The 26,436-nt window shown below is 43.0% G+C and carries 29 protein-coding genes; 4 read left to right on the top strand and 25 right to left on the bottom strand.

The window, feature by feature from the left end; translation table 11 throughout:
• Positions 1–31: 31 nt before the first annotated feature.
• The 14 genes from PODO_RS16455 to PODO_RS16520 all read right to left on the bottom strand — a co-directional run bounded on the left by PODO_RS16455 (position 32) and on the right by PODO_RS16520 (position 12,786).
• Positions 32–1,099, bottom strand: a complete 1,068-nt coding sequence (locus PODO_RS16455; RefSeq protein WP_036687700.1) for an SAM-dependent methyltransferase — start codon at positions 1,097–1,099, stop codon at positions 32–34.
• Positions 1,096–1,881 carry an ABC transporter ATP-binding protein gene (locus tag PODO_RS16460; RefSeq protein WP_282579836.1) on the bottom strand — a complete coding sequence of 262 codons (786 nt, stop codon included), beginning with the start codon at positions 1,879–1,881 and terminating at the stop codon, positions 1,096–1,098. The genes PODO_RS16455 and PODO_RS16460 overlap by 4 nt, the downstream gene beginning before the upstream one ends.
• Entirely contained in the window at positions 1,878–2,201 is a 324-nt protein-coding gene (locus PODO_RS16465) for a thioredoxin family protein (RefSeq protein ID WP_038571558.1), read from the bottom strand. The genes PODO_RS16460 and PODO_RS16465 overlap by 4 nt, the downstream gene beginning before the upstream one ends.
• Positions 2,198–2,542, bottom strand: coding sequence for a cyclic-phosphate processing receiver domain-containing protein (locus PODO_RS16470; RefSeq protein WP_038571560.1), 345 nt, complete (start codon positions 2,540–2,542; stop codon positions 2,198–2,200). Before PODO_RS16470 ends, PODO_RS16465 begins: the two co-directional genes overlap by 4 nt.
• Positions 2,543–2,545: 3 nt before the next feature.
• A complete protein-coding gene (locus tag PODO_RS16475; protein ID WP_052097082.1) occupies positions 2,546–3,403 on the bottom strand; it encodes a deoxyribonuclease IV in 858 nt (285 codons plus the stop codon).
• On the bottom strand, positions 3,393–4,208 hold the full coding sequence (locus PODO_RS16480) for an Fpg/Nei family DNA glycosylase (protein ID WP_038571564.1): 816 nt from the start codon (positions 4,206–4,208) through the stop codon (positions 3,393–3,395). Before PODO_RS16480 ends, PODO_RS16475 begins: the two co-directional genes overlap by 11 nt.
• Before the next feature lie 45 nt (positions 4,209–4,253).
• Entirely contained in the window at positions 4,254–5,042 is a 789-nt protein-coding gene (locus PODO_RS16485; RefSeq protein WP_038571566.1) for a TIGR01457 family HAD-type hydrolase, read from the bottom strand.
• A gap of 293 nt (positions 5,043–5,335) precedes the next feature.
• Positions 5,336–6,274, bottom strand: coding sequence for a ribonuclease Z (gene rnz / locus PODO_RS16490; protein ID WP_036687710.1), 939 nt, complete (start codon positions 6,272–6,274; stop codon positions 5,336–5,338).
• A gap of 143 nt (positions 6,275–6,417) precedes the next feature.
• Positions 6,418–9,795, bottom strand: coding sequence for a methionine synthase (metH, locus tag PODO_RS16495; RefSeq protein WP_425311692.1), 3,378 nt, complete (start codon positions 9,793–9,795; stop codon positions 6,418–6,420).
• A 179-nt stretch (positions 9,796–9,974) separates the two neighbouring features.
• The gene (locus PODO_RS16500; protein ID WP_038571571.1) at positions 9,975–10,400 is read right to left on the bottom strand and encodes a FixH family protein; all 426 of its coding nucleotides are present in this window, start codon (positions 10,398–10,400) and stop codon (positions 9,975–9,977) included.
• A gap of 262 nt (positions 10,401–10,662) precedes the next feature.
• Positions 10,663–11,448, bottom strand: a complete 786-nt coding sequence (locus PODO_RS16505) for an HAD family hydrolase (protein ID WP_036687714.1) — start codon at positions 11,446–11,448, stop codon at positions 10,663–10,665.
• Between the two features lie 34 nt (positions 11,449–11,482).
• On the bottom strand, positions 11,483–12,004 hold the full coding sequence (locus PODO_RS16510; RefSeq protein ID WP_036687716.1) for a hypothetical protein: 522 nt from the start codon (positions 12,002–12,004) through the stop codon (positions 11,483–11,485).
• Between the two features lie 49 nt (positions 12,005–12,053).
• Positions 12,054–12,263 (bottom strand): DUF896 domain-containing protein, encoded by a 210-nt coding sequence (locus PODO_RS16515; protein ID WP_036687717.1) that lies wholly within the window; start codon positions 12,261–12,263, stop codon positions 12,054–12,056.
• Between the two features lie 109 nt (positions 12,264–12,372).
• Entirely contained in the window at positions 12,373–12,786 is a 414-nt protein-coding gene (locus PODO_RS16520; protein ID WP_036687719.1) for a LysM peptidoglycan-binding domain-containing protein, read from the bottom strand.
• Between the two features lie 251 nt (positions 12,787–13,037).
• On the opposite strand from PODO_RS16520, the gene lexA reads away from it, so the two are divergent.
• The 4 genes from lexA (at position 13,038) to PODO_RS16540 (ending at position 15,511) form a co-directional block, all read left to right on the top strand.
• Positions 13,038–13,664, top strand: coding sequence for a transcriptional repressor LexA (gene lexA / locus PODO_RS16525; protein ID WP_036687720.1), 627 nt, complete (start codon positions 13,038–13,040; stop codon positions 13,662–13,664).
• Positions 13,665–13,841: 177 nt separating this feature from the next.
• On the top strand, positions 13,842–14,180 hold the full coding sequence (locus PODO_RS16530; RefSeq protein ID WP_036687722.1) for a L,D-transpeptidase: 339 nt from the start codon (positions 13,842–13,844) through the stop codon (positions 14,178–14,180).
• Positions 14,181–14,332: 152 nt separating this feature from the next.
• Entirely contained in the window at positions 14,333–14,713 is a 381-nt protein-coding gene (locus PODO_RS16535) for a hypothetical protein (RefSeq protein ID WP_038571576.1), read from the top strand.
• A gap of 219 nt (positions 14,714–14,932) precedes the next feature.
• The gene (locus PODO_RS16540; RefSeq protein WP_038571578.1) at positions 14,933–15,511 is read left to right on the top strand and encodes a hypothetical protein; all 579 of its coding nucleotides are present in this window, start codon (positions 14,933–14,935) and stop codon (positions 15,509–15,511) included.
• A gap of 48 nt (positions 15,512–15,559) precedes the next feature.
• Here PODO_RS16540 and PODO_RS16545 read toward each other — a convergent pair whose 3' ends face one another.
• From PODO_RS16545 to PODO_RS16595, 11 genes are all read right to left on the bottom strand, one after another.
• Positions 15,560–16,342 carry an MBL fold metallo-hydrolase gene (locus PODO_RS16545; protein WP_038571581.1) on the bottom strand — a complete coding sequence of 261 codons (783 nt, stop codon included), beginning with the start codon at positions 16,340–16,342 and terminating at the stop codon, positions 15,560–15,562.
• Positions 16,343–16,834: a cupin domain-containing protein gene (locus PODO_RS16550; protein ID WP_052097084.1), complete on the bottom strand. Its 492-nt coding sequence runs from the start codon at positions 16,832–16,834 to the stop codon at positions 16,343–16,345. It abuts the gene before it with no gap.
• A gap of 34 nt (positions 16,835–16,868) precedes the next feature.
• Positions 16,869–17,072, bottom strand: a complete 204-nt coding sequence (locus tag PODO_RS16555) for a DUF5316 domain-containing protein (RefSeq protein ID WP_036687728.1) — start codon at positions 17,070–17,072, stop codon at positions 16,869–16,871.
• A gap of 422 nt (positions 17,073–17,494) precedes the next feature.
• Complete coding sequence (locus tag PODO_RS16560) at positions 17,495–18,184, bottom strand: DUF8580 domain-containing lipoprotein (protein WP_052097089.1); 690 nt, start codon at positions 18,182–18,184, stop codon at positions 17,495–17,497.
• Between the two features lie 822 nt (positions 18,185–19,006).
• The gene (gene glnA, locus PODO_RS16565; protein WP_036687730.1) at positions 19,007–20,335 is read right to left on the bottom strand and encodes a type I glutamate--ammonia ligase; all 1,329 of its coding nucleotides are present in this window, start codon (positions 20,333–20,335) and stop codon (positions 19,007–19,009) included.
• 33 nt (positions 20,336–20,368) lie between these two features.
• On the bottom strand, positions 20,369–20,779 hold the full coding sequence (locus tag PODO_RS16570; RefSeq protein ID WP_019910684.1) for a MerR family transcriptional regulator: 411 nt from the start codon (positions 20,777–20,779) through the stop codon (positions 20,369–20,371).
• A gap of 62 nt (positions 20,780–20,841) precedes the next feature.
• Positions 20,842–22,116 carry a methionine gamma-lyase family protein gene (locus tag PODO_RS16575; protein ID WP_038571586.1) on the bottom strand — a complete coding sequence of 425 codons (1,275 nt, stop codon included), beginning with the start codon at positions 22,114–22,116 and terminating at the stop codon, positions 20,842–20,844.
• Between the two features lie 133 nt (positions 22,117–22,249).
• Complete coding sequence (gene hflX / locus PODO_RS16580) at positions 22,250–23,539, bottom strand: GTPase HflX (RefSeq protein WP_036687733.1); 1,290 nt, start codon at positions 23,537–23,539, stop codon at positions 22,250–22,252.
• 254 nt (positions 23,540–23,793) lie between these two features.
• Entirely contained in the window at positions 23,794–24,768 is a 975-nt protein-coding gene (locus tag PODO_RS16585; RefSeq protein WP_036687736.1) for an AAA family ATPase, read from the bottom strand.
• 317 nt (positions 24,769–25,085) lie between these two features.
• Entirely contained in the window at positions 25,086–25,742 is a 657-nt protein-coding gene (locus tag PODO_RS16590; RefSeq protein WP_036687738.1) for a YdcF family protein, read from the bottom strand.
• 2 nt (positions 25,743–25,744) lie between these two features.
• On the bottom strand, positions 25,745–26,299 hold the full coding sequence (locus PODO_RS16595; protein ID WP_036687739.1) for a ribonuclease FAU-1 family protein: 555 nt from the start codon (positions 26,297–26,299) through the stop codon (positions 25,745–25,747).
• Positions 26,300–26,436: the final 137 nt, after the last annotated feature.

The raw sequence follows: 26,436 nt of genomic DNA on the forward strand, positions 1-26,436 counted from the left end.
TTCCCTTAAGATTTTTAAATTAGGATCTTACCTAGTATTTAATCATATAAAGCGTGATCTCGTCACGATTATGAAACAGCTGCTTAGCCCGCTGAATCTGCATACGTTCGCCCTCAAACATTGCAATGATCTCTTTGATCATCGCTAGAGGTTTCTTATGCATCAGCTTTACGGTCACAATCGCTGTTCCGCCTGGTGACAGGCTGTGCAGCAGCCCGGTTACAAGCTTTGCCATCAGCTTAGGACTCCAGCTCATATCACATACAAGCAGATCAAATTCATTATCGCGGAATTTCACTTCTCCGGCATTTTTGCGCAGGATCTTCAGACCCGGGTAATTACGCAGCGATTCATGCATCAAAGCAGGGTCAACCGCTGTTACCTTCATTCCACGCTCCAGCAAGAAAGAAGTCCAGCCCCCTGGAGAGGCGCCAATATCAAGCGCATTACGGAAGCTGTAAAAAGGAATAGCGAACTCCTTCTCCGCTTCCATCAGCTTGAACTTAGCACGTGAGATTTGTCCGTCTTCTTTGCGGAAGCGGATTGCACCGCCATTCCAGCCGGATAGATTCTCTTCTGGTCTGGAAACTCCTGCATATAAGGCATTCCCGTCTGCGTAGACAGAAATGACCCATGCCGGATCTTGTACTGTAAATTCTGCACCCAAGCTTTGTAATTGCTCCTGCAGCCATTCACGAAGTTCGCCCGGACTTTCCTGCCAGAAGGAAGGATCCCCTTTACGAACATTTAGGGATACTTTCTCCCCCTCTAGCTCACTGCGGCGGCTTAAATACACAGCCAAACGCTGTAGTGCTTCCATGGTTCCTTCATCCTGAAACTGCACAGGCTGTATATGACGAAGGAAAATGGGCAGATTCTGTGTGAGCAATCGTGATACTTCCTCGGGTTCAGACTGCAAGGTGGCGAGAAAGATTTCTCCCGGCAACAGCAGCGTACTCTTCACTGCGCCGAACAAGCGCCGAAGCTCTTCCTGAGCATATGGCGCAAAGCCGTGATTAGCTGTACAAATATATCGGGAGTACACTATTTCTTCCGGAGCAGTGGTCTGCTCTTCGTTATCATGTCTTAATTCGTTCAAATCGTTTTGCCTCCAGGTCTAATTTTAATCCAGGGACGACCGCTATCCCATTCTACATCAACAGGAATATCATAGGTGGCCAAGATCATTTCTTTGGTTAATACTTCTTCTTTCGGTCCGGAACCAGCTAGCTTACCGTCGCGAATTAAAGCAACATGTGTAAAAAGCGGGACAATTTCTTCCACATGATGAGTTACATAAACAACGGAGACATTACGTTGTCTTAGCTTATCTACTTCAGCCAGCATTTTTTCTCTTTCGTACAGATCAAGACCTGCACAAGGCTCGTCCATAATCAGTAGTTTGGGGTCAGCCATAAGACATCTTGCCAGCATTGCTTTTTTTCGCTCTCCCTGTGACAAGGTTCCAAAAGGATGAAGTGCCATATTGCCCAGATTCATATCCTCTAGCAAGCGGATTGCCTTCTCCTTCACTTCGTGTGGAATGCTCTCGTAGAAACGCAAATAAGCGTAAGCTCCTGTAGCGACAACCTCCCACACCGGATCATTTAAAGACATCTTCTCCATTAAGGAAGGACCAATATAACCAATTTCTTTACGAACCTCGCGTAAATCACATTGACCATATTTATTCCCCAATACCTCAACAGTTCCTTTGCTAGGGAATAAATAACCTGTCATAATCTCCAAAATTGTTGTTTTGCCAGAACCATTCCGTCCCAAAATGACCCAGTTTTCGCCTTCCTTAACTTCTAAGGACACATCGTCCAAGATTAGGCTTTCTTCTCTGCGCAGAGATAAATGTTGTAATGAAATGATCATGATATAACACTCCTTATGTATTCCAGAATCCGCTCAACTGAAACCATTGAATAATAAATATGCGGATCCTCTATCCGGTCAGCAGAAGCCACTAGTAGAGCAGGAACACTGGTAATACGGTATTGTTGTACCAGATTAGGCAACATGTTCACATTTCCAGCAACCATTTGGAGTTCAGCAGGCAACAGATGTGCCGCCACTTCCAACATGCGTTCTGTTGCCTTACAGGTACCACACAGCGGAGTATGCAAAAACACTACCAGCGGTTCTCCCGGTCTCGTGAGTATCTCCAGTAAATCCGCTTCGTTCATTTCCTTCATTTTAGTCCCATCTCCCCAGCGATATCTTGAAGCTTATCAGAACTCAGGGGACCATTAAACAAGCGCATCCCCTCAGGTTTAGCCGCGTATAAGATTTCATACATTTCTTTTCTCCCTAAAACGCTGGAGGTGTGTAGATAGATTTCACAGGGGTACAGTCCTTCCAGAACAATCCGTCTAGCCACTTCCCCACCTGAATAATCATCCGGTCCCATATCATAATCTAACGATAAAATACCGACCTCACACTCACGCAGCATCAGAAGACATTCTTCTGTTGTCCGGGCTAAAGCAAATCCAAGCGGACCTTTACGGAGATCGTCCATATAGATATGAATCACTTTCTAGCCCCCCGCTTCAAACCAACTGCGAACAGTAGCTATTTCATTCCGATGACTGCCATCTGGACCCTTTTCAGTTTCCAAAACAACAGATGTTTTACGTAATGGATCAGAAGTTATTAAGCTTTCAAGACCCTTTTCGCCGATAAAACCTTTTCCTATTCCAGCATGCCGGTCCCGTCTTGAACCAAAGGGAAACATAGAATCATTAAGATGAACAGCTACAAGATGCGGCCAAAATCCAAGCTGGTTTCCTCGTTCAAGCAAGTCTTCCGTATGTTCAGGATTCCAAATTCCTGCTGCAAAAGCATGACAGGTATCCAGACAAAATCCAATCTTCTCGGGAAACTGGCTAAGCTCACGAACCTTCACCAATTCTTCAAGTGTAATCCCTTCGGTACCATGGTTGCCCGCTTGATTCTCAATTAGCAGCTTGGCGTTACCTTCCCAGGACTCCAGCGTCTCATTCATACATTGTATAATATTTTGATAGCCTTGTAACGGCTCCATTCCAGCAAAATGTCCAAAATGAACAACAATGCCTAAGGAACCACAGGCTTCAGCAATTTCCAGATCGTTAAGAAGGGAGTCTACATACACCTTTCGAGGGGTAGCGTCATCCCTATTCGCAGCCATATTGATTGCATAAGGGGTGTGGGCGATAGAGGTGATCCCTTTTTCTTGGCAAAAGAGTGCACAATCCCTTGTATCTCGAATATCAACCGTCTTTAACTTCAGACTGCGCGGATTTTTCGGAAAATATTGAAAACTTGTTGCACCGCTCTCCCAAGCAAATCGGGCAGCTCTCCCATATCCACCACGAATGCTGACATGAGCCCCTATTTTGGGTTTAGGCTTCATGCTGACAGTCTGGGCAATAAAATACTTTGCGTCCAGACAGCTCTGTTTTGATAATCGTTCCCCCATCGCGTAGGCAAGGCTCGCCCTCACGGTCATAGACTTTACATTGATCATTATAGGAACCCGTAACCGTGTCACCAGTCATAAACGGCATTTCCATGTATCCGCCGATCACTGTCGCATCAGTTAATACTTTTTGAATGCTTTGATACAGACGGGAAATGGCTTCAGGTGATAAATTTTGTACTAAAACTGAAGGCAGAAGCCCAGCGTCAAAAGCAATCTCATCCGCATAACAATTTCCAATACCCGCCATTACATGCTGATTCACTAACAGACTTTTTAACGCACCACGCCGCCCTTTTAATATTCCTGCAAAACGTTCCGGCGTCATCCGTCGATCCAGCAGCTCAGGTCCAAGCTTACCCATCGTTGCTTCGCTTTCCTTCACGGATACTAAATGTAAGAACCCTAACCGCAGGCCCATAAAATAAAGGATCTGATCACCAAATGCGATTTCTACTTGCGTATTACGATCCGGCCGCTCTTCTTCTGAACCATAAAAAAGCAATCCACCCAGCATTAAATGCAATAGTAATCTTCGTCCATCATGGAGATGAAACAAAATGTACTTGGCGCGCCGCTCTACAAAAACAACACGCGCACCGATCAAGGCATCAATGAAAGCTTCTGTTTCCATGTTAATTGTTTTTTCTCTGTTCACAATTACATTAGTTATCGGAACATTTATAATACGCTGGCTAAGCAGCTGTCTATAATTCTCCATTTCCGGCAATTCTGGCATACTCATCGTCCCCTCTAAGTTGGTGAAGTAATAAGACCCTAGCTATTATACACCGAGAAACATTTTAAGTTCAGCTAAATCGGCACATATTTCATCGGGAGTGATCCCTGTGATACTTTTATAGTGCTCCAGATTCTCTGTAGTGGTTAAACCGGTAAGAACAAGGATTGTACGACAGCCCGCATTAACACCGGCAGCGATATCCGTACGCATATTATCCCCAACAACAGCAGCATGTTCAGGTTGAATTTTCAGAAGATCTGTCGCATATTTGATCAGATGCGATTCAGGCTTACCGATCACTACTGGCTTCACACCACTGGCAGCCTCAATTGCTGCACCGATCGTACCCGCACCCGGCATAACCCCATCATCTGATGGTAACATTAAATCTGGATTGGTGAGCACAAACTTTGCCCCGCTCAAAATCCAACGCGAAGCTTGAGCTAACGAAGCATAATTAAAAGAACGATCGATACCTTGCACCACATAATCAGGTGATTCTGTGACGATTTGGAGCCCTGCCTCAATGCAAGCCATACGCAGTCCCTCTTCTCCAAGTATCGCCACTGTAGCCCCAGGTGATTCCTCAGCTATGTAACGTGCGGCTGCCATAGAAGAGGTACATACCTCCTCAGCTTTCGCCTCAATTCCCATTCCACTTAAGTGGGCAGCAACGTTAGCTGCCGTGCGCGATGAGTTATTGGTAACAAATAAAAAAGGGATATCCGCTTCACGAAGAGCCTTTATCAGCAGATCAGCACCGGGAATCATTTTATGCCCATGGTACAATGTACCGTCTAGATCAATCAATAATCCTTCAATTTGTTCCATCACTAACCCCTCAGTTTCCATAATAAATTTAATTAATATAATAAATAAATAATAGTATTAACAAACTCGCAGCCTTTGCCCTGCTTGGATTTACAGGCATACTCAAGCCCTTTAGGTGGAAGATATCACCTACTGATTTTCGGCAATATGTCCAGCCATTCGTTCGTCTTTTACTCCGTGATTACTTTAAATCTAACACACTTCGTCGAATGAAATCGAACAAGCGTCCCATCCAGCATTTTTTAGCATAGCACTGTCATTTCCTGCGCTTTCCCGGAAAATAATCATTCCCCCTATTGCCCATTTAGTCTGCGAGGTACCGGATATGCATTAAATTCCTCAGCTAATAATGTCTCAGGGAATATGAGTTCAGCTTCCTCAAGCAAAGGAATTAACTCTTCATGCGAGCTGTAACGAGAACTGAAATGAGTCAGCAACAGCTGTCCTGCTTTGGCTTCTTTTGCTAACTCTGCAGCCTGACGCGCTGTACTGTGATGATATTGATACGCCATGTCAGCCAGATCATGGGCGAAGGTTGCTTCATGAACAACAAGGTCTGCATTAAGAGAGAGTTCTAAGGCTCCCGAACAAGGTCTTGTATCCCCAAGGATAGTAACAATACGTCCTCGTTTAGGTTCCCTGACAACATCAGCAGCACAGATTCGTACACCTTCATCCGTAACAACATCTTCACCTTTTTTTAATTTCCCATAAATCGGTCCCGGTTTTAAACCATAACTCTTAAGCAATTCCGTATTGAGGCTTCCGGGACTATCCTTTTCCGTTACCCGGTAGCCATAGCTGTCAATGCGATGCTCAAGTAATGCAGCTTCAACTTTAAAGCCATCATCCTCGAATATAGTTCCTCCTGTATGCTCCACAATCTCAATCTTATAAGGAATTCGGGATTGGCTCACAGCTAAGGAGATCTCTAGGTATGCTTTTAATCCAGGGGGGCCGTACACCGTTAACGGCGCTGTCCCTCCCTGATAACCACGACTTGATAATAGACCTGGAAGACCAAATAGGTGATCACCATGCAAGTGGGTAATGAATAGCTTTTCCAGCTTTCCTAGCCGAATCGGTGAACTAAGAACCTGATGTTGTGTACCTTCCCCACAATCGAACATCCAAATACTGCGACGTTCTTCCAGCAGTCTTAATGTAACGGACGTTACATTACGTTGTAGCGTTGGCACACCTGCATTAGTACCTAAAAAATATAAATCCATTCTTTTTCCTCCCTTCTACTTATTGGCTCAACCATCTCTTTTCAATTCTAAACGACCTTCTTCCAGCAAAAAACCCCCCAGTTACGGGAGGTTCCGCTGAAGGGGATACAATCCCCTACAGACCAGGTATATAAATGAAAGAATTACAGCTTCTCTACATTAAAATACTGCGCTTCTGGATGGGCAAATACCATAGCCGAAACGGAAGCTTCGGGCTCCATCATAAAGCCTTCTGTAAGGTGAACACCGATATCCTCCGGAGATAACAACTTAAACAGTGGACCTTGATCTTCTAAATCCGGGCATGCAGGATAACCAAATGAAACACGGATCCCTTGGTATCTTGCCCCATGTCTTTGCTTCATCGTCATATCCGCCGGATCTGAGAAACCCCAAGTATCGCGCATCATATGATGGACACGTTCTGCCAGTCCTTCTGCCACTTCAAGTGCAACCGACTGCAAGGCGTGTGAACGCAGATAATCTCCGCTTTCTTTCAGCTGAGTAGACAATTCACGTACACCGTGACCTGCTGTTACAACTAGGAATCCAACATAGTCCATAATACCACTGTCAACAGGTTTCAAGAAGTCCGCCAAGCACAGATGAGGCTCTACCCCTTGTCTTGGGAAAGTAAAGGTATGCAGGATCTCGGACGTATTCTGTGGATTATACACTATAATATCATTCCCTTGCGATTGTGCAGGGAAGAATTGATACATAGCATGTGGAGTAATGGTACCCTCTAGCATCGCTTGATGGAGAATATCGTCTACGGTACCCTTCAGTTCAACAGTCCGCTGATCTCCAGCAGCTAATTGGGCTTCTACAGAACCCCGTAACCCCAAATGATGACCCAGCAGCATTTGCATATTCACATAGGGGATAATATGCCCCAATGGATAGTTACGCAGTACGTGGCGTTCTAAATCCGGTGGAACAAAAACAGGTGCATCTGGAGATATTTTGGAACGCACTGCTCTGGTTAGTTTCGGCAGTTCTTGCTTAGGCGCAACCGCAACCGCTGCTTCTGCCTCCACACGAATTTCCTCGGCAATCTTCTCCCGTTCTTCAGGGTTCATAAGCCGATTGGCAATATCCAGCCCGTCCATAGCGTCCTTAGCATACAATACTAGGCCGTCATATTCTGGACGAATACGGGTCTTCGTAAATTTACGGGTCAAAGCTGCGCCGCCAACCATAATCGGAACATCGATCCCAGCTGTACGTAAATCCTGAGCGGTGAGCACCATCTGCTGAGCAGATTTTACAAGCAGCCCGGACAATCCTATCGCATCAGCTTTTTCTCGACGGAAGGCTTCGATAATGGTCTCTGGTGGTACTTTTATACCCAAATTAATGATCTGATAACCATTGTTGGAGAGGATGATCTCCACTAGATTCTTACCAATATCATGCACGTCCCCTTTTACGGTCGCCAGCATAATTTTTCCTTTAACCGCTGTCTCATCCTTCTGCATAAACTGCTCTAGGTGATTCACAGAAGCCTTCATCACTTCAGCGCTTTGCAGCACTTCAGCAACAATCAATTCATTATTATTAAATAACCGGCCGACTTCCGACATCCCTGCCATCAGCGGTCCATTGATGATCTCCAGCGGACCAGATTTAGTCAATGCTTCATTTAGATCAGGAATGAGTCCTTCCTTCGTACCTTCAACCACATAGGAGGCTAAACGTTCTTCAAGTGACAGGTTGGAAATCTTCTCTTTTTTCTCTACTTTTTTACCACGGAAAGCAGCTACAAAAGCAGAAAGCGTCTCATCATTCGTATTATAAATCAGTTCCTCAGCAAGATGACGTTCTTCGGCAGGAATGGAAGCATACCGCTCCACTTTCTCTGTATTTACGATCGCATAATCTAATCCAGCTTTTGTACATTCATAAAGGAATACTGAGTTCAACACTTCACGTCCCGCTTCTGGCAATCCAAAGGAGACGTTGCTGATGCCCAAGATCGTATGAACACCTGGAAGTGCTTCCTTGATCAAACGAATGCCGTCAATCGTTTCTTTTGCTGAACCGATATATTGTTCATCTCCGGTTCCTACAGGGAACACCAGCGTGTCAAAAATAAGATCTTCTCCTGCTAAACCATACTTGTTCACTAGCAAGTCATAGGAGCGTTTAGCCACTTCCAGTTTATCTGTCGCCTTAATTGCTTGTCCCGTCTCATCGATGGTACCCACAACAATAGCTGCGCCATATTTATGAATGATCGGCGTCACCAGCTCGAATTTCTCTTCACCATCTTCAAGGTTAATAGAGTTAATTATCGCCTTACCTTGGCAGTACTGCAAAGCTAAATCAATAACCTTAGGATCGGTAGTATCGATCATCAGAGGTACTTTAACCTTTTTTACAACCAGTTCTAAGAAAAGCTTAATATCTTCAATCTCATCGCGGTCAGGGTCTTGTACACACACGTCAATAACCTGTGCCCCACTCTTTACCTGAGCTCGGGCAATTTCTGAGGCTTCCTCATATTTACCTTCGACGATAAGACGTTTGAATTTACGAGAGCCAAGTACATTCGTACGTTCACCAACCATGTAAGGACGGTTGTCGTTCTCAATATAGATAGGCTCAATACCTGAAAGTGCAGGTGGATGATTACCTGCCAGCGGGCGTGGAGGATATTCGAAAAGTGCTTCCTTCATCGCACGGATATGCTCTGGTGTCGTTCCACAGCAGCCCCCCGCAATATTCAGCCAGCCTTTTTCAGCAAAGGCTGCAATCTTGCGAGCTAAAGAATCTGGAGATTCATGATAATGTCCATTCTCATCCGGCAATCCTGCGTTTGGATAACAGCTCACGGCTGCCGAGGAGATCTCCGAAAGCGAACGAATATGATCCCGCATGAACTCTGGACCAGTCGCACAGTTGAGGCCCATAGAGATAGGCTTCAGATGTTCTAATGAGATATAAAATGCTTCAATATTCTGACCCGCCAGTGTAGTACCCATTGGTTCAATTGTTCCTGAAATCATAACCGGTAATGTGATGCCAGTCTTTTCAAAAGCATTACGAATACCAATACTTCCAGCTTTAACGTTAAGTGTATCTTGAGAGGTCTCCAGCAGCAAAACATCTACTTTACCGTCGATCAATGCCACTGCTTGTTCCTCATAGCTATCAACTAGCTCTTGGAAAGTAACGCCTCCAGTTACTGAGAGCGTTTTTGTTGTTGGACCCATAGCCCCCACGACGTATCGCGGACGGTCAGGTGTGTCATATTTGTCTACTGCTCTGCGGGCCAACTCTGCTGCCGCTAGATTGATCTCACGTGCGCGCTGAGGAATATCATATTCCGCCAGTACAACAGAGGTTGCACCAAATGTGTTAGTCTCAATGAGATCAGCCCCTGCTTCGAGATACTGCTCATGAATCGTCTGAATGACTTCTGGACGTGTTAATACCAGCATTTCATTACAGCCATCCAGCTCATCGCCACCAAAATCTTCTCCAGTAAGAGGCACCTGTTGGATCATTGTGCCCATTGCGCCATCAAGGATCAAAATCCTTTGTTGTAAGCTTTCCTCAAGTGTATATTTAGCCAACTAATAGTCCCCCCAGTAAAACATTAGAGTAAGTTTAGCAGAATAAAGGAATTTCGAAAAGCCTTCCTTTCCACTCTGCTTTATCTGTTATTGCTCAGCAACCGTTGTGAACCTTTGAATCATGGTTTCACAGACAGCTCTTTGCTAGGCATAGAGTGCTGTGTCCGGGCTGTCACATGTGAAGTGACATTATATTGTCCTTCCTTTTCAAGGGTCCCTTCTGCTTGATAGACTCCTTTACCTATTAGCTTTCCCTTAAGCTCTATTTTCTGTCCCTCATCATTTTTATTCACAATTTCGAACAGAACCTCTTTTGCATCATCTACTGCCTCGTTATCTTGGGTCACCACAGCTTCAAAGGTTACCTTTTGATTTACAACAACTTCTTCAGGACTCCATTGTAGTTCGACTTTGATAGGTTCCATAGACATGTTCATATTCATGTTATGTATTTCTGAATGCTTGGTTCCATTTGAAGAACATCCACCTAGTACTAGAAGTGTTGCACCTAATAATACAGCGACTAATTTCTTCGATCTCATCATTTGGAGCCCTCCCAATCATTATCGAATAATAAAAATCTACCAATTCATGTTATACATCTCCATCTATTATACACATTATTATTGGTTTTTCAGTATTTTGCATCAATTCCGCATTAGACTTGTGACTTAAATCATTTACTTAAAAATCTAATGAAATCCTTATGTTAGTATGTATGTACAGAAAAGCAGCGAGTTTCTTAGGATCTCAGAAACTCGCTGCTTTTATAAAGTCTTTATGTTGGAGCTAATAGCTCTGTATATCTTACAAGGATTGAACTAGTGGAAGAAGTTCCTCAAGGTGATTGATTTCATGATCCGGATGAATATCAAGACTAGGTGCTCTACCTTTTCTATTAATCCAGACCGTGGTCAACCCTGCTGCCAGCCCCCCACGGATATCCGTTGTAAGCTTATCGCCGACCATAACCGCTTGCTCAGGAGTTACATCAAGAAGCTCTAAAGCATGCAGGAAAATTTCCTTATCCGGTTTGCCTTTACCAAAGCTTCCGGAAATCACAATATGATCAAAGAAAGGAATTAACTCTGGCACACCATCTAGTTTTTCTTGTTGCAGTGCAGGACAGCCGTTCGTAAGTAGCAAAAGCTTCACTTGACCCCGTAACTGCTCCAGTACATGCATTGTTTCTTCATAGATGTATGGACGTTTTCTGCGCTCTGCTGCGAATTTAGTTGCCAAGGTCTCAGCTAGTGCTTCGTCTTCCACCCCTAAGGCTGCAAGTCCGCGACGCCAAGACTCTTTACGATATACCGGTGCAAGCTGCTCCAATTGACGGAATTCTGGTTGTTCACCTGCCGTAAAGTTAGCCCAGAGTGCTTCATATGGATTAATTCCGATCATCTTTGTAAATGGGAACGTCTCATAAGATTCATACAAGCTACTTGCTTCCTTACGAACTGCAACTTCTAGTTCTTGTGGATCAATCGTATCCCCGGCGGCTTCACAAGCAGAACGAAATGCTTCTTCGACGCTCCGATCATCCCACAGCAATGTATCATCAAGGTCAAATAGTACAGCAGAAATTGGCATTACAGGTCTCCCTCTCCCTTTAACTGGTCTAGTTCTATTCGTGAACTACTTCAATGTTGTGAGCTTTAGCAAATGCTTCTAATCGTGTACTCATCGCATTAGTATCATAGCGATTCATAAGTCTTGTGAAAATCCATTTCGTACGTTTCCCTTTGTGCTTAATGACTACAGCTCCACGCGAAAGGGTGATTTTCTCAATATCTGCAGCTGGAAGCCCGCGTTCGCGATTGAATTTAATAGTAGACAGTCTTGCTTTTTCCACCTTCAAGTACGGACGACGGAAGAACAATAGCGCTGCCAGCAAATAGTACAGTACTACTCCCAACCAATTAGCCAGCATGCCATTTCCTTTGGCCTGATCAATAGAACCAACTACCCAAAACATAGTGCCAAGTATCACTAACACTACCGGAAATGCAATGTTGCGACCTTTAAAGACTTCGGCATTCTGGGTAGGAGATTTAGAGGCATAAATCGTATCCTTGCCTTGTTTCTTTCTTTGCTTGTTGATTTGCTGTGTGTTGCGTTGAACCATTCTTTCCCAAGAACGGGCCATGTGCGTTCCCCCTAGTCATCCTGAAATATCTATGAAAAGGAACAGCGAGCTAATGTTTAAGCCCCTTGTTACCTTGTTCATGCTCATCGTTATCTACTACTTCAATAGTATTTAATTGTGCTCGGAAGTTATTGCGGATATTCCCCAGGTAAATTTCACGAAGCTTGGCGCGTTCCGCCACTTCCTCTTGATTAAGGCCTACGCTCTTCTGTTTGCGTGCCAATTCGTTAATTCGCGCGACCAACTCATCAATATTCAATACTTTCCCTCCCCCTATAAATTAATTCTAACTCTGCCATGAGAAAAAGAGCTTGTCAAGGTCTACTCCCTGCAAGCTCTACTGGTCATTCTATTATGTTCTCAGAAAATTAATAAATAGGTAAAGTAAGTATGTCTCCAGCGTTAATTTGACTACTCTTAATCCCACTTGAACGTTTAATTCCTTCTATATAAACAACTGTCTTCATATCAGCCGGTTTATTCTTAAGGGCAATACTCCATAGTGTATCTCCACGTTCAACCACAATCCGCTTCTCTTCCTTCATTATAGTCGTCGATCCTGCAAATACATTTCCCACTACTGTTAGGCCAGAAAATACTAGCACGATAATCAATATTAACTTAATAAAGAAGTCCTGACGGAACAACGAAATCATCCCTCCTAGCAAACGTTCCGTTATCTCTTTTACCTTAGCGGAATTACGGGCAACGTCATTATGTCCTAAAGATTCAACCACTGGGGCCTTATCGTAGATGCTGCGGTATGTACTGTATTTTAGCATAATTATCATCCTCCAAACACTTGTTCTTACTTTCGAATTCATAATAACACGAACATGTGTTTTGTTCAATACTATTTCAGAACAATTGTTCTCTTTTTTTCGAGAGACTCAAGTGGTACATTTTATTATCATTCGTCTACCATTTTTTAACTCTAGCAGATTAATATTTATAATAGTTAGAACTTATGTTTGTGCGAACGGTAGTTCTATGTTATAATTTTCCCAAACATTACTATATGGGGTTGATTCCAATGTCAAAGATTTCAAGTCGCCAGCTGGCGATCCTGGAATTTATACGAAGCGAAGTCCGCAGCAAGGGTTATCCACCTTCCGTCCGGGAAATTGGAGAAGCTGTTGGCCTTGCTTCCAGCTCCACAGTTCACGGTCATTTGGACCGGCTTGAGAAGAAGGGACTTATTCGTCGAGATCCAACGAAGCCACGTGCAATAGAATTACTAGGCCAAGAGGATTCAGAGAATGTTCACCAATTCGCCCAGACCATCTCACGGATTCCTGTCGTAGGTAAAGTTACCGCCGGGGTACCTATCACTGCTACAGAGAATATCGAGGATTACTTCCCACTTCCTACTCACTATGTAGGTGACAACAAAGTATTTATGCTGTCAGTTATGGGTGATAGTATGGTGGATGCTGGCATTATGAATGGTGATTATGTAATTGTTCGCCAACAACAAACAGCGGACAACGGAGATATCGTTGTAGCCATGACTGAAGAAGATGAAGCAACCGTTAAGACCTTTTACAAGGAACGTGATCATATACGGCTTCAGCCGGAGAATCCAGCTTATGAGCCTCTTCGCCTTAATCGCGTAACTATTCTCGGAAGAGTCATCGGATTGTTTCGAGATATCCACTAAGTATGCACTCCTACCATAAAAGGCTGTTCCGCAAATGCGGAACAGCCTTTTTTCTGTGTATTTTGCTTTCTCAACCACTAACGAACATTTGTTCTCGTTCGCTAAAATGGGCATTTTCTATGAATAACCGTTTAGGCGTTCTGCTCATATCCTAATTAGAAAGGAGTGTTGTGCATAATGCCAAATTACCGAATTATTGTAGATCTGACCCAAAGAATGTTATATCTTCTGGACAATGATATTGTGATTAGAGGTTTCCCTGTCGGCATTGGTAAGATGTTAACCCAATCCCCAGTGGGAGAATTCACGATTATTAACAAACAACCCAATCCAGGTGGTCCCTTTGGTGCCTTTTGGATGGGACTGTCTAAACCACACTACGGGATTCATGGAACGAATGATCCTTCCTCCATTGGGAAAGAGGTATCCCACGGCTGTATCCGGATGTACAACGAGGATGTGTTAACACTCGCAGCTATCGTCCCTATAGGAACACGAGTAACGATAAGGAATTGAATTCGCTGAGGACCTCACAACCCCCAAATCACCATATACAGAATGGGGGTCATTACATAAGTAAGTATTTTTTCATTAGCATACTAGGAGTTTGGTGATTATATGTCGAATATTGTTAACAGGATTGCAAATTGAAAAGGATGTGTTTAGTTTTGAATAACTCAAAAATTAGAACCCTCGTCGATTTTAAAGTCGATGCACTGGGTAAGCTGTCCGGTTTACTTTTAAATGATGAACAAGCTAGTGGAAAAAAAGTGAATTTGCTCACCTCTTTTGGCAGCATTCAGGGAATCGTCTCTCCAGCCGTCTCCAACAAAGAGGATGTATTTGATTTAAAATCTTTGATGGATGATGTAATAGTAGACGAATACATATCTTATTTGGGAGCAGAACACCCTGATAAAAATTTCAGCTATAACTTTGTTGTCCTCAATGACGTTACTGTAAGACCTTATGCTAGTTATGGGACTCCGATCGAGTACAAACAGCTGATTGTTTATACCGATCATATCACTGCCTTCAATTTTCTATAGGTTATATACTTACCTTAAAAAGCACCCTTGCAGCAACCCCCAATTTTGCGCCATTTGCAGAATCGGCAGGTTTCTCCGGGTGCTTTTTTTGGGCTAATTCCGAAGCCGATCCTATAATTCCACGAATTTCCCTTTTAAAAGATACTAGTGGGGATCATTCAGGCATATCTTTCAATAAGCAACAATTTGAGTCTAATGAGATAACTGGGAGGTGATTATATGCTGATTATCTTAGTGTACTTATTTGCTATTTTAGGAGTTGTTTTAATTCTAAGTGCCGCCATTATAAAATTGAAAACGCTATCCACTTCATCTGATATTTCTATGCTAGTTAATGCGGCTGCATCCTTTAACATCATTTTCACCAAAACATTCATTCCCCCCAATCAATCTCACTTGATCGCACTTAACGAACCTAATAAAAAATTAGCAATAGGCGCCAGAAATCCGAAGAACAACAAAAAAGCAGTAGCAAAGCTATACTCTTTCGATAATGTAATGGGATCCGAGATTGTGGTTAACGCACTTACCCTTTCAAAAGTCTCCAAAAGACAACAAAACAGCAAAACAACTGCAACTAGTGCAGATATTAACGTCCTTAAGGAAGCTGATGAAGAAGCTAATGTGATTGAAGAACTCACGCTTAAAATATATATGAACAGCAAAGAAACGCCTGTGTATTGTATTTCCTTCTTGCCGGGTTTATTGCCTATTCAACAATCCGACAACCAGTACAAGGAAGCTTACTCCCAAGTACAACAATTGCATGCACTCTTCAGGTCAATCGTATCTGAATAATTAAGTTGTTATCGCCACACCTCTCATTTGTTTTCGACATTGAAAGAACTAAAATTGCACACTGAACCCATCAAACTGGTGAATACCCGTACCATGTGCCACTACCTTTTGCTCACGCAACTCACGAACTGCCTTTTTGACCCCTTGCAAAATAGATGGATCTAGACCCAGCGTATTATGAGAGCCGTATACTTGGGTAACCCCTGGAATTTCTGTAATCTTCTCTAAGGATGCCACTAAATCAGCCGGACTAGTCGAAGGGTAAAAAGCATAGATTGGCGTAACGTCATACAATAAATCACCTGTAAACAGATATCCGTTGGCATGATCAAATAGGCTGATATGACCTGGCGAATGACCTGGTGTGTGGTAAATTTCTATTTCGCGCCCACCTATGTCGAGCACATCCCCCTCTTGTAAAAGAGCCGTTGGTTTCCCTTGAAAAGGTATGTAGGTGTTAGGATCAAAGGTTTCAGGAACAGGAAGGGTGATGTCTCGACTCATATCCTTTCGAATCTGGGCAAGGGACAAGCCTTTTATTCCGTTAATCAGCCAATCCTCATCCTCTTTATGAACATAGATTGTCTCGAATTGTCCGTGACTGCCAATATGATCTGCATGCACATGTGTAGTTATGACAGCGATAGGTAAATCCGTTAACTGATCCGTTATTCTTTTTATATTATCAATACCTAATCCCGTATCAATTAACGCGGCTTGTTTTTGCCCCAAGAGTAAAAAAGAATGCACCTTTTCCCAATGTCCATATTCACTGATTGCATAGGTGGTCGGATCAATTTCCGTTACTGTAAACCAACGATCTTTAACCAATTACGCTCCCCCATTCCATTTTTCCCTTACATGCTCTTCTCCCTTATAATAATCCGCCTGTTCATCCGCTTGATAGATTTCTTGATAAGGCAAAATGTTGATTTTGCCTGAGTCTGGATATTCGCAAACATCTATTCCCTGATTCGTTCGGAGATCCAGATACCTGCATGGTGCATCCGTATGATTATAAAGCTGGTGCGCCCCTTCCGGTCCCATTTCGAAAAATATTACATCTCCTTCCGTAACCTCCGTAATACCCTCAGGCGTTCTTAACATCGCTTTTCCCGCTAAAATCACAAATATCTCTTCAGCATTTCTATGAAAATGATAAGGATAAGAATATTTATCAGGATCTAAAGATCTGATATCAAAAACTAAATGCTTGGAGCCCACCATTTCAGCTAATCTTTCACTCGTATGCCAAGCAAACTCTGGGATCGGGGACTGTTTTTGAGTAAATGAGACCGTATTTTCATTAAAAATCTTTACCATCTGCACACTCCTCCTCCTTATATTTTGCGTTCAATTACAACAAATAAAGAATCCCAGCTATAGCTAATGAAATAAGACCACCTAAAGCGGACCCATTCGCTACTTTGTTTTTAGCTTTACGGTCTTGCTTAGATTCCGAATAAAAGTTACCTCTTTGTTGTGTACCTGTCGTGAAGGCTCCAACACATATACCTGAAATTATAAAAAATCCCAAGCCTATGTAAATAAAAATTTGCATGAACTTACTCCTTCGCAGGTAAGAATTAGTTATCTATATATAAGATATTTTAACATTAAATTCCTCTGCTACGCGCCATGACTTTCGGACCCAGATGACGCTATTTGCTTATTTTCAGCCTTTGGAGCATGGTTTCGGACTCCAGTGACGTTATTCCTAAGAATGAGGCTCATATTGAGTGTTTTTAATGCCAATAGCGACTATGGGGTCCTTTAGTATCCAAAATGTGGGATAAAGCTTCATATAAGGTCTGCTGGGTCCTATACCGGGCTCATACGCGAAATTTGCAACCTCAGCAAATGGAAATTGGCGTTCAAATGAAGTAAGATACCAAAAAGAAGAAGTGTGCCAACAACCATTTTTTGATTATGGTTATGGCACACTTCTTCTACTCCATACAACCCCTTCGGTTCTGTTTACACTTAATTCCTTTCAAGTTCAAGTGTTGCCAGTGAAACCATCACCCAAGGTGCAAAGTTATTCGACGAATCACCCTTAGGATTGTGTATCCGAAAAAGAAAAGCTTCCCCCGCCTGATTTTTCCAGACCATATAATCTTCTATCCCCTTATCACTGGTAGCCTGTAGATATAATTCTGCAAAACCTAGAGGATGTTCAATTAGTTCCCCGCTATGGTCGTTTGCTTTACCAATTGCAGAAAGCTCGGTTTGTCCCTGTTGCTTCAAAGCTGTGAGATCGTAACCGGCAGGCAAGTGTTCAATTTCGGCATAATAGGTTGGATCCTCAGTTAATGATAAACGACCAGACTGTGAGTCTAGTGTGAAACCCTGAAAAACATACAGGGAATATCCATCACCTTGCCCAAGTGTACCTTCTTGCCCTGAGACCCCTCCCTCCTGTTCACCAAATGCTTTGGTCTTTGGTCGATCGGATGCTAGAGGATCAGTGGCCTCCGGACTGGCGGACTCCTGCGCCTCCATAGAAGGAGTAGCAGAAGGTTCGGGAGTGGTTGTAGCTTCGACAACTGGCGTAGGCGCTGCACTTGACGCTGTAGGCTCTGCCTCGTTTGTTGTTTTATTGTTACTACATGCACCGAGAATTGAGGCAGACAGAAGAATACTAGTAGCTGTAGTTAATAATATTTTTTTCATTACGCACCTCCTTATTACTATAATAGTTATTACCCACATGACTAACGTATCCTCTTATTATTCAAACCTTTTCTTCATTTTTATTGCTACGGATTGAAAAATTTCAAACAATCGACTCGTTCTTATTTACAGCTATGGAGTTGTGCTCGAAATTCAAATTGTTCCCGGACGATTCGGGCACCTGCTATCTTAATAGGCAGACGACACATCAATTAAGTAAAAGACAAATTCCACGAAACACTTTACTTATAACATTTTCAGAAAAAAATAATATAGCGACTCACAGCCAACCGCGGGGTGGTTCTGTAAATCGCCATCCTTAATGATCTGTAACTCAGATTTGTGTCAACACTCTTTGATAAATCCTTTTAAAGTCAGAGCGATGCGGGAATATAACCAATATCTGTCATGACTATGCAGACTCGTCTGAAGAGTTATTTTTTTGATTTATAACTTCTTACTAATAAACTTATACCTTTAAAAATCAAAACCACTAATATCCCGAAAATTATCAAAGTTAATATTAAGTTTGACCAAACTATATCCAAATTCACTCCTCCGTCTCTGCATTTAATTCTTCTATATCAAATCATATCCCATTATTTATGATAAATGAACAACTTCTTACACGTTAAAATTGTTAATCAACAATATGCCAATTTTGATATTCACCTGTAAAACATCCTCGAATAACCTTAACCTCAGCTATTTGTGGGCATTTCGCGGGCATTTTTCGTAGACATATCATTGATGGTTACAAAACCACTATTTTGCCCAAACAAAAAAACCCTCAACACCAAAGGTGTCAAGGGTTTAAAGGTTCTAGTACAAAGTCATGTATTGGTTTCTTTCCCACTCGTGCACTTGTGTACGATAGATATCCCATTCGATTTCTTTCAGCTCGTAGAAGTGAGCCAGCGCATGTTCGCCGAGAGCTTCGGTAATTACATGGCTGCGGATCATTTCGCTTAGCGCTTCTTTCAAATCGGATGGCAAGCTCGGGATGCCTTCTTCAATACGCTCTTCCTCAGACATCACATAGATGTTACGGTCAATTGGGGCTGGAAGATCAAGCTTACGCTTAATTCCGTCTAGCCCTGCTTTCAACATAACAGCAAGTGCGAGGTATGGGTTAGCTGCCGGGTCCGGATTACGAACTTCAACACGTGTGCTAAGCCCTCTCGAAGCCGGGATACGAATCATCGGGCTACGGTTACTTGCAGACCAAGCTACGTAACAAGGTGCTTCATAACCAGGAACAAGACGTTTGTAAGAGTTCACTGTTGGGTTAGTAATCGCTGCAAAAGCACGAGCGTGCTTCAAAATACCAGCCATATAGTAACGTGCAGTTTTGCTCAGACCTAGCTTGTCACTTTCATCGTAGAACATGTTTTCTTTGCCATTAAACAAGGATTGGTGAGCGTGCATACCCGATCCGTTAATACCAAACAAAGGTTTAGGCATAAAAGTTGCATGCAAGCCGTGTTGACGGGCAACCGTCTTCACAACGAGCTTAAAGGTTTGAATTTGGTCAGCAGAAGTGATCGCGTCAGCATATTTGAAATCAATTTCATGCTGGCCGGAAGCCACTTCATGGTGGGATGCTTCGATTTCAAAGCCCATTTCTTCAAGGGTCAATACGATTTCACGACGGCAGTTTTCTCCTAAGTCCGTAGGAGCTAAGTCGAAATAACCACCTTGGTCGTTCAATTCTGTAGTTGGGTTACCTCTTTCGTCTGTTTTGAACAAGAAGAATTCAGGTTCAGGTCCAACATTCATCGCTGTAAAGCCCATTTCTTCGGCTTCCTTCAGACAACGCTTCAGGATACCACGTGGGTCTCCAGCAAATGGAGTACCATCAGGCATATACACGTCACAAATCAGACGTGCAACACGGCTATCAGTCACCCAAGGGAAGATTACCCAAGTATCAAGATCTGGGAAGAGATACATATCGGATTCTTCAATCCGTACATAACCTTCAATGGAGGAACCATCAAACATCATTTTGTTGTCGAGTGCTTTTTCCAATTGGCTAACCGGAATCTCTACATTCTTGATAGTACCTAACAGATCTGTAAATTGCAGACGAATGAAACGAACATTCTCTTCCTTGGCAATGCGTAAAATATCCTCTTTAGAAAAGCTCACGTGATCCTCTCCCTTTCAAAACTCTGTATATTATTATTTATTAAAAAACCGGGATAACTCACCTTGAATAAGCGATACCTGTCCCGGTCTTTTACCGGAAACTAGTTCTTGCTTCAGCAAACGGTGAAGCTGCGAATCTGATAGCTCTCTACGTCTAACCTCTGTGTCAGGGGTAATCACAGTAGCTTCTTCGGATTCCTTAGAGACTGGGTTCATTACTTGCTTGATGCCAGCAATGTTAACACCCTTTTCAATCAAGGCCTTAATTTCTAATAGGCGCTCAACATCATTAAAAGAGAACAAACGTTGATTCCCAGATGTACGTGCAGGTACGATTAGACTGTGCTGTTCATAATAACGAATTTGTCTTGCAGATAAATCAGTTAACTTCATTACAATTCCAATAGGAAATAATGCCATATTTCTGCGGATTTCATCACCCATGACTCATCCAACCTTCCAATGATCTTTTTCTGATCTCATTGTACATTTCCTAATACAGCGTGTCAATGGTGTGTAAGATTTTCTGACAGTAATTTTCGATCACGCATACTTTGGAGTGCCATCAAAACGCCATATTTGACATGGGAGTAGGTTAATCCCCCTTGCATATAGCCGATATAAGGCGCACGGATAGGCGCATCTGCCGATAACTCTAAGCTACCACCTTGTATAAACGTACCTGCCGCCATGATGACAGGATGTTCATATCCCGGCATATCCCATGGTTCTGGAACTACATGGCTGTCTACCGCCGCAGCACGTTGAATTCCCTGCACGAAGGCAATTAAGTGATCCGGTCCATCAAAGGAAACCGCCTGAATCAAATCTGTACGAGGTTCATTCCACGCTGGTTTCGTCTCAAACCCGCAGCGCTGAAATACAGCTGCCGCAAAAATACTGCCTTTAAGGGCTTGTCCAACTGTATGCGGAGCCATGAACAGTCCTTGGTATAACCCGCGGGTAGTTCCTAACATTGCACCTACTTCGCCGCCGATACCAGGAGCTGTAAGACGGTACGCTGTAAGCTCTACTAGATCTCTGCGCCCACAGATGTATCCACCCGTCTCAGCAATTCCACCACCAGGATTTTTAATTAATGAACCCGCTACTAGATCCACTCCAACCTGTGGAGGCTCAAGTTCTTCAGTAAACTCACCATAGCAATTATCAACGAACACAATAACATCCGGTTTCAATGACTTCACTCTCGCTGTCATGTCACCTATTTCGGCTACTGTGAAGGAAGCACGCCAATCATAACCACGCGATCTTTGAATTCCAATTACTTTAGTCTTCTCATTGATAGAGAGAGTTACCTCTTCCCAATCAATCTTACCCTCTGCGGTAAGGGCAACCTCCCGATATGTAATTCCGAAGTCTGCGAGTGAGCCTGTCCCATCTCCTGCTTGGCCAATCACCTTGTGTAAGGTATCGTATGGACGACCTGTGATGTATAAAAGCTCGTCTCCTGGTCGCAGCACACCAAAGAGGGCTGTTGAAATGGTATGTGTTCCTGAAGCAAAATGCGGACGCACCAAAGCTGATTCCGCACCAAAAACGTCAGCATAGACAAGATCCAGCACTTCGCGTCCACGGTCGTTGTAAGCATACCCCGTTGAACCCGCAAAATGATAATCACTGACCTGTTGACGTTGAAACGCTTCAATAACCTTCCATTGATTCTTATCGACAATTCGATCGAGGGCTTTGACTGCACCTTCAATTTCAACTTCTGCGGACTCTGCCGCTCCTAAAATATCTTCTGCAAAAACTGCCATTAGTTCTTATTCGCTCCTTACATTTACTTGCCATCATAATGACAGAAAGCGACAGTTGCCTGACGCTTTTTGTCATTAGCTATTATTTTATACCTATACTACAAGCATTTCCACTTTAGGGGAACAAAGAAGATTACGGTTGGTCCACAAAATCAGCAAGCATGTAACCCCATTTATCATAATCCTCTTTATTAAGACGGACGTTATAGATAACATCGTTCTCGTCATAGGTGGTTTCCAGAACCTCACCTACTCTGTAAAGCAGGGAAGAAATATCGCCACGGTCTCCAGGAATTCGAAAATTCAGCGTATCTCCGGCCAATTCATCAGAGATAATTTCGATAATCCGGGTTAAATCCTCAGGGTTAAACGCACTGATCTTCAAAAAACCTGTGCCGGTTGGCAGCATTTCCAGTTGCTCAGGCTCACATAGATCGATTTTATTAAAAAGCACTATTTGCGGTTTGCTGGCTGCCCCTAAGTCCTGCAAAATAGTTTGCACAATCTCCATCTGCTCCTCACGCATTGGAGATGAGGCATCCACTACATGCAACACCAGATTGGCCTCATTGACTTCCTCCAGCGTTGCGCGGAAAGATGCCACAAGATCATGCGGAAGATTCTGAATGAAGCCTACAGTATCCGTAAGCACTACCTCTTTGCCACCCGTTAGCTGAAGCACACGTGAAGTAGGGTCAAGCGTAGCAAACAATTGATTTTCAATATAAACATCCGCATCCGTAAGCTGCTTAAGCAGCGTCGATTTACCAGCATTTGTGTAGCCGACTAGAGCAACCTGCACTGCCCCTGCCTTACGGCGGCGTTCACGGTGCAGCTCACGGGTCTTAACTACCTCATCCAACTGGCGTTTCAACTCCGTAATCCGATTGCGAATATGCCGGCGATCGGTCTCAAGCTTACTTTCACCTGGCCCTCTGGTTCCTATACCCCCGCCTAATCTGGATAAGTTTTTGCCTTGACCGGATAACCGCGGCAAAAGATAGGACAGCTGTGCCAGCTCTACTTGAATAATACCCTCTCTCGTTTTGGCCCGCCCAGCAAAAATATCCAAAATGAGCTGCGTCCGATCAATAATCTTCAGATCCAAAGACTCTTCAAGGTTCCGTACCTGCGCTCCAGATAATTCCTGATCAAAAATAGCCGTATTAGCTCCAAGACCATCAGCGGCCATGCGGAGCTCTTCTACCTTACCTTTCCCGATAAACCATTTTGAATCCGGTGTTTCCTTATTCTGACGCAACACATCCAGGACTTCAACACCTGCTGTTTCTGCTAACTGTACTAATTCCTGCAGAGAAAGCTCTGGGTCAATACCGGTACGTTTAATTTTATCTGTGACGAGAGTGACCAATATCGCCCGATCTTGAATATCCGTTTCTGTATCATGCGTAGTTATTGCCATTTATTCATGCTCCTTATGACGGTAATAGAATCTTTGTGTACCATTTAATCAGTTTTTCACTTCTTGCTGATGTTATACAGATGAAACTGTTCATTCACAGCACTTCAAAACATTTTATCATAAGTTTCATTGGTAATATAGGCTGATAATGGAACGGCTCCCCATGCTGTCAGCATTTTCATTATGATAATCTTCAATCTTTTATAAAAGATAAACCGACTAAGCACGTATAAACTTAGCCGGTGTCAATTTATTTAAGAGATTATACTCTCCCCTTTTGGATAATCATCGACCGGAAGAACAAGGTCTCTCGGTAAGATCTCCATCAAAGATTGCTTGGATATTTTGACATGTCTGCTTATTAATCTAACCGCTTGATGGCGAATTGCCTGCTCGAGGATATTGCGTACATACCGCGCATTACTAAAATTTTCTTCAATAATTTTCTCATTAAGGATTAACTCTTTTAGTTTCCCGTTTGTTTCCGGAGTAATTATATAGTCTCTTTCAGCTGCCATTTTATGTGCAATCAATATCAGTTCATCTGTTGTATAGTCCTGAAAATCAAGTTGAATTGGAAAACGTGAGGGAAGCCCGGTATTAGCCTCCATGAACATCTCCATTTCATTTGGATAACCCGCTAAGATAATGATGAGATCATCATTCCTGTCCTCCATAACCTTTACAAGACAGTCGATTGCCTCTTTCCCAAAATCCTTATCTCCGCCTCTAGCCAAGCTATAAGCCTCGTCAATGAATAATACGCCACCCATAGCTTTCTTAACAAGGTCTCTGGTCTTTTGAGCTGTATGCCCTATGTATTCCCCCACTAAATCCGCTCTCTCTACTTCGATTAATTGACCTTTACTTAATATGCCCATATTCTTTAACAGCTTGGCAACGATCCTTGCTACAGTTGTTTTTCCAGTCCCGGGGTTGCCTTTAAACAACATATGATAAACCTGATTAACTACATTTAACCCCAGTTCTTGTCTCATTTTTTCCACTTGGATAAGCGCATGAATTTCATATATAAGATCCTTCACCTTTTCAAGACCGATAAGCTCATGAAGCTCTTGCAGGATTTCTTTTGTAGATTCTAAATGATTATTTTGAGCCAGCGCGCTCTCCAATGTTTCATTCGTAATATTTGTTGGGTCTTGATTTTTGAAAGTTATATTCATTCTGGAATCATTAATGGTTATCTTTCTTAAATTTTCTTCACCCATTGTAATCACCTCGTTAGAGCATTATATGCAATAACTGAATGACATCATGCACTTGTTTTAAAGAATGGGGTTTCGACATTGGATTCCCTGCTATCTCTCGCATCTTCTACGATGGTACACGAGGATAGAATGACCGAAATACATAAAAGCCATAAGCAAACGCTTATTTTTTTATCATTTTACACTCCCATTATTTTTGATATACAAATAACAAATAGCCCCCAGTTAGAGTTTAATCCATTTGGGGGCTGGCTTTTCTAATCAAGTCTCTTCCGGAATAGGAGGCGTTATTAGAAGATTCTGATATTCGGGAACAATTACAGGAACAACTGCTGGATTTTCCATTTCGTATAGGCTAGAATTTCACGCGACTTATGCCTTGTCATCGACAGAACAGTGGATTCTGTAAGTCCCAGTTCAGGATTCACATAACCGAGCTCGTCCGCGATTTCGTGTGAACGCCATCCATGATATGTATGCGTAATAATAATTGCTGAAGACAATCCCTCACTTGTCATAATGGCTTTGCTATACAGAAGATTCTCGTAAGTGCTGGTAGCTTTATTTTCAACAGAAATGGCGCTATCCGGAACTCCATGAGCTACTAAATAATTGCGCATGCCTTGACCTTCGGTATATTTAAGATCAGGTTTATCCAAACCTCCAGAAACTATGAAATGCGAGAACATCCCCTCTTGATAAAGCTTAAGCCCGTAATCCAATCGTTCCTTCAATCCCGGGCTAGGTTCATCTCCCCACATCGACATGCCAAGAATGATCCCTGTATCGGCTTTGAGCATAGGATCTGTCGTTGCGGCTTTATTGATATTCCTCAATGCGTACGCACACCACAACAATCCAACTACAACAATAAGCATTAAAGCAATAAGCAACGTTCGTTTAGACCAAATCCGGCGTTTTTTGGGAACAATCCGAATCGGGGAAGAGTCTCTTCCATAAACGTACCATTCCATCTTTATTTCCTCCTGAATTCTCCATGATGAAATAATTCGGCACGATGTTTCAAAGAGAGAGAGAAATAAGGGAAAGCATGAGCATCGATGCCACGTAAAATAGTATGGGCAGTCTCCCAGGCTAGCTTATAATCGCTTTCTGAGATATCTTGCCTCTCCAGTGCTTCCTCCAGTTCATCCTCATCGAGCAAAAACACCTCGCCGTTCCAAAGTACTACCACGTCCAGATACAAATCGTCAAACCAAGGCACACCTTGGTCAGTGACGCCTTGCACCTTACAGGTGTCTATGTACCATTGAACAATATTTTGTTTTTCGTCGAACATAGCCGTCACAATATAGTGACTGTCTTTCGGAAAATATTGCAGCCAGGAATAACCTTTATCTGCAATACGATATGTATGTCGTCCATAGCTCTTCCACAGTGGTTCTTTCAGCCCGTAGATGGTGTAAAGCGTAATATATCCGCTGAATTCCCGGCTCTCCACATAGCGGCAGGCAAAATGGCGACGCGTAATCCGGCGCCAGTTGGCCCGGTCTCCGAATTTACGTTTCATAGAAATTACCCTCTCCAGTATGGTCTATTCAGCTTAACACATTTAGAGGATACACTCAAAACATCCCGCAAAATACAAGAAATTTTCTTCTAAACCTAACAAAAACGGCAGCCTAGCTTCGCTTTTTAAATAAAGCG

Origin of the sequence: Paenibacillus odorifer (assembly GCF_000758725.1) — a bacterium.
GTDB lineage: Bacteria > Bacillota > Bacilli > Paenibacillales > Paenibacillaceae > Paenibacillus_AQ > Paenibacillus_AQ odorifer.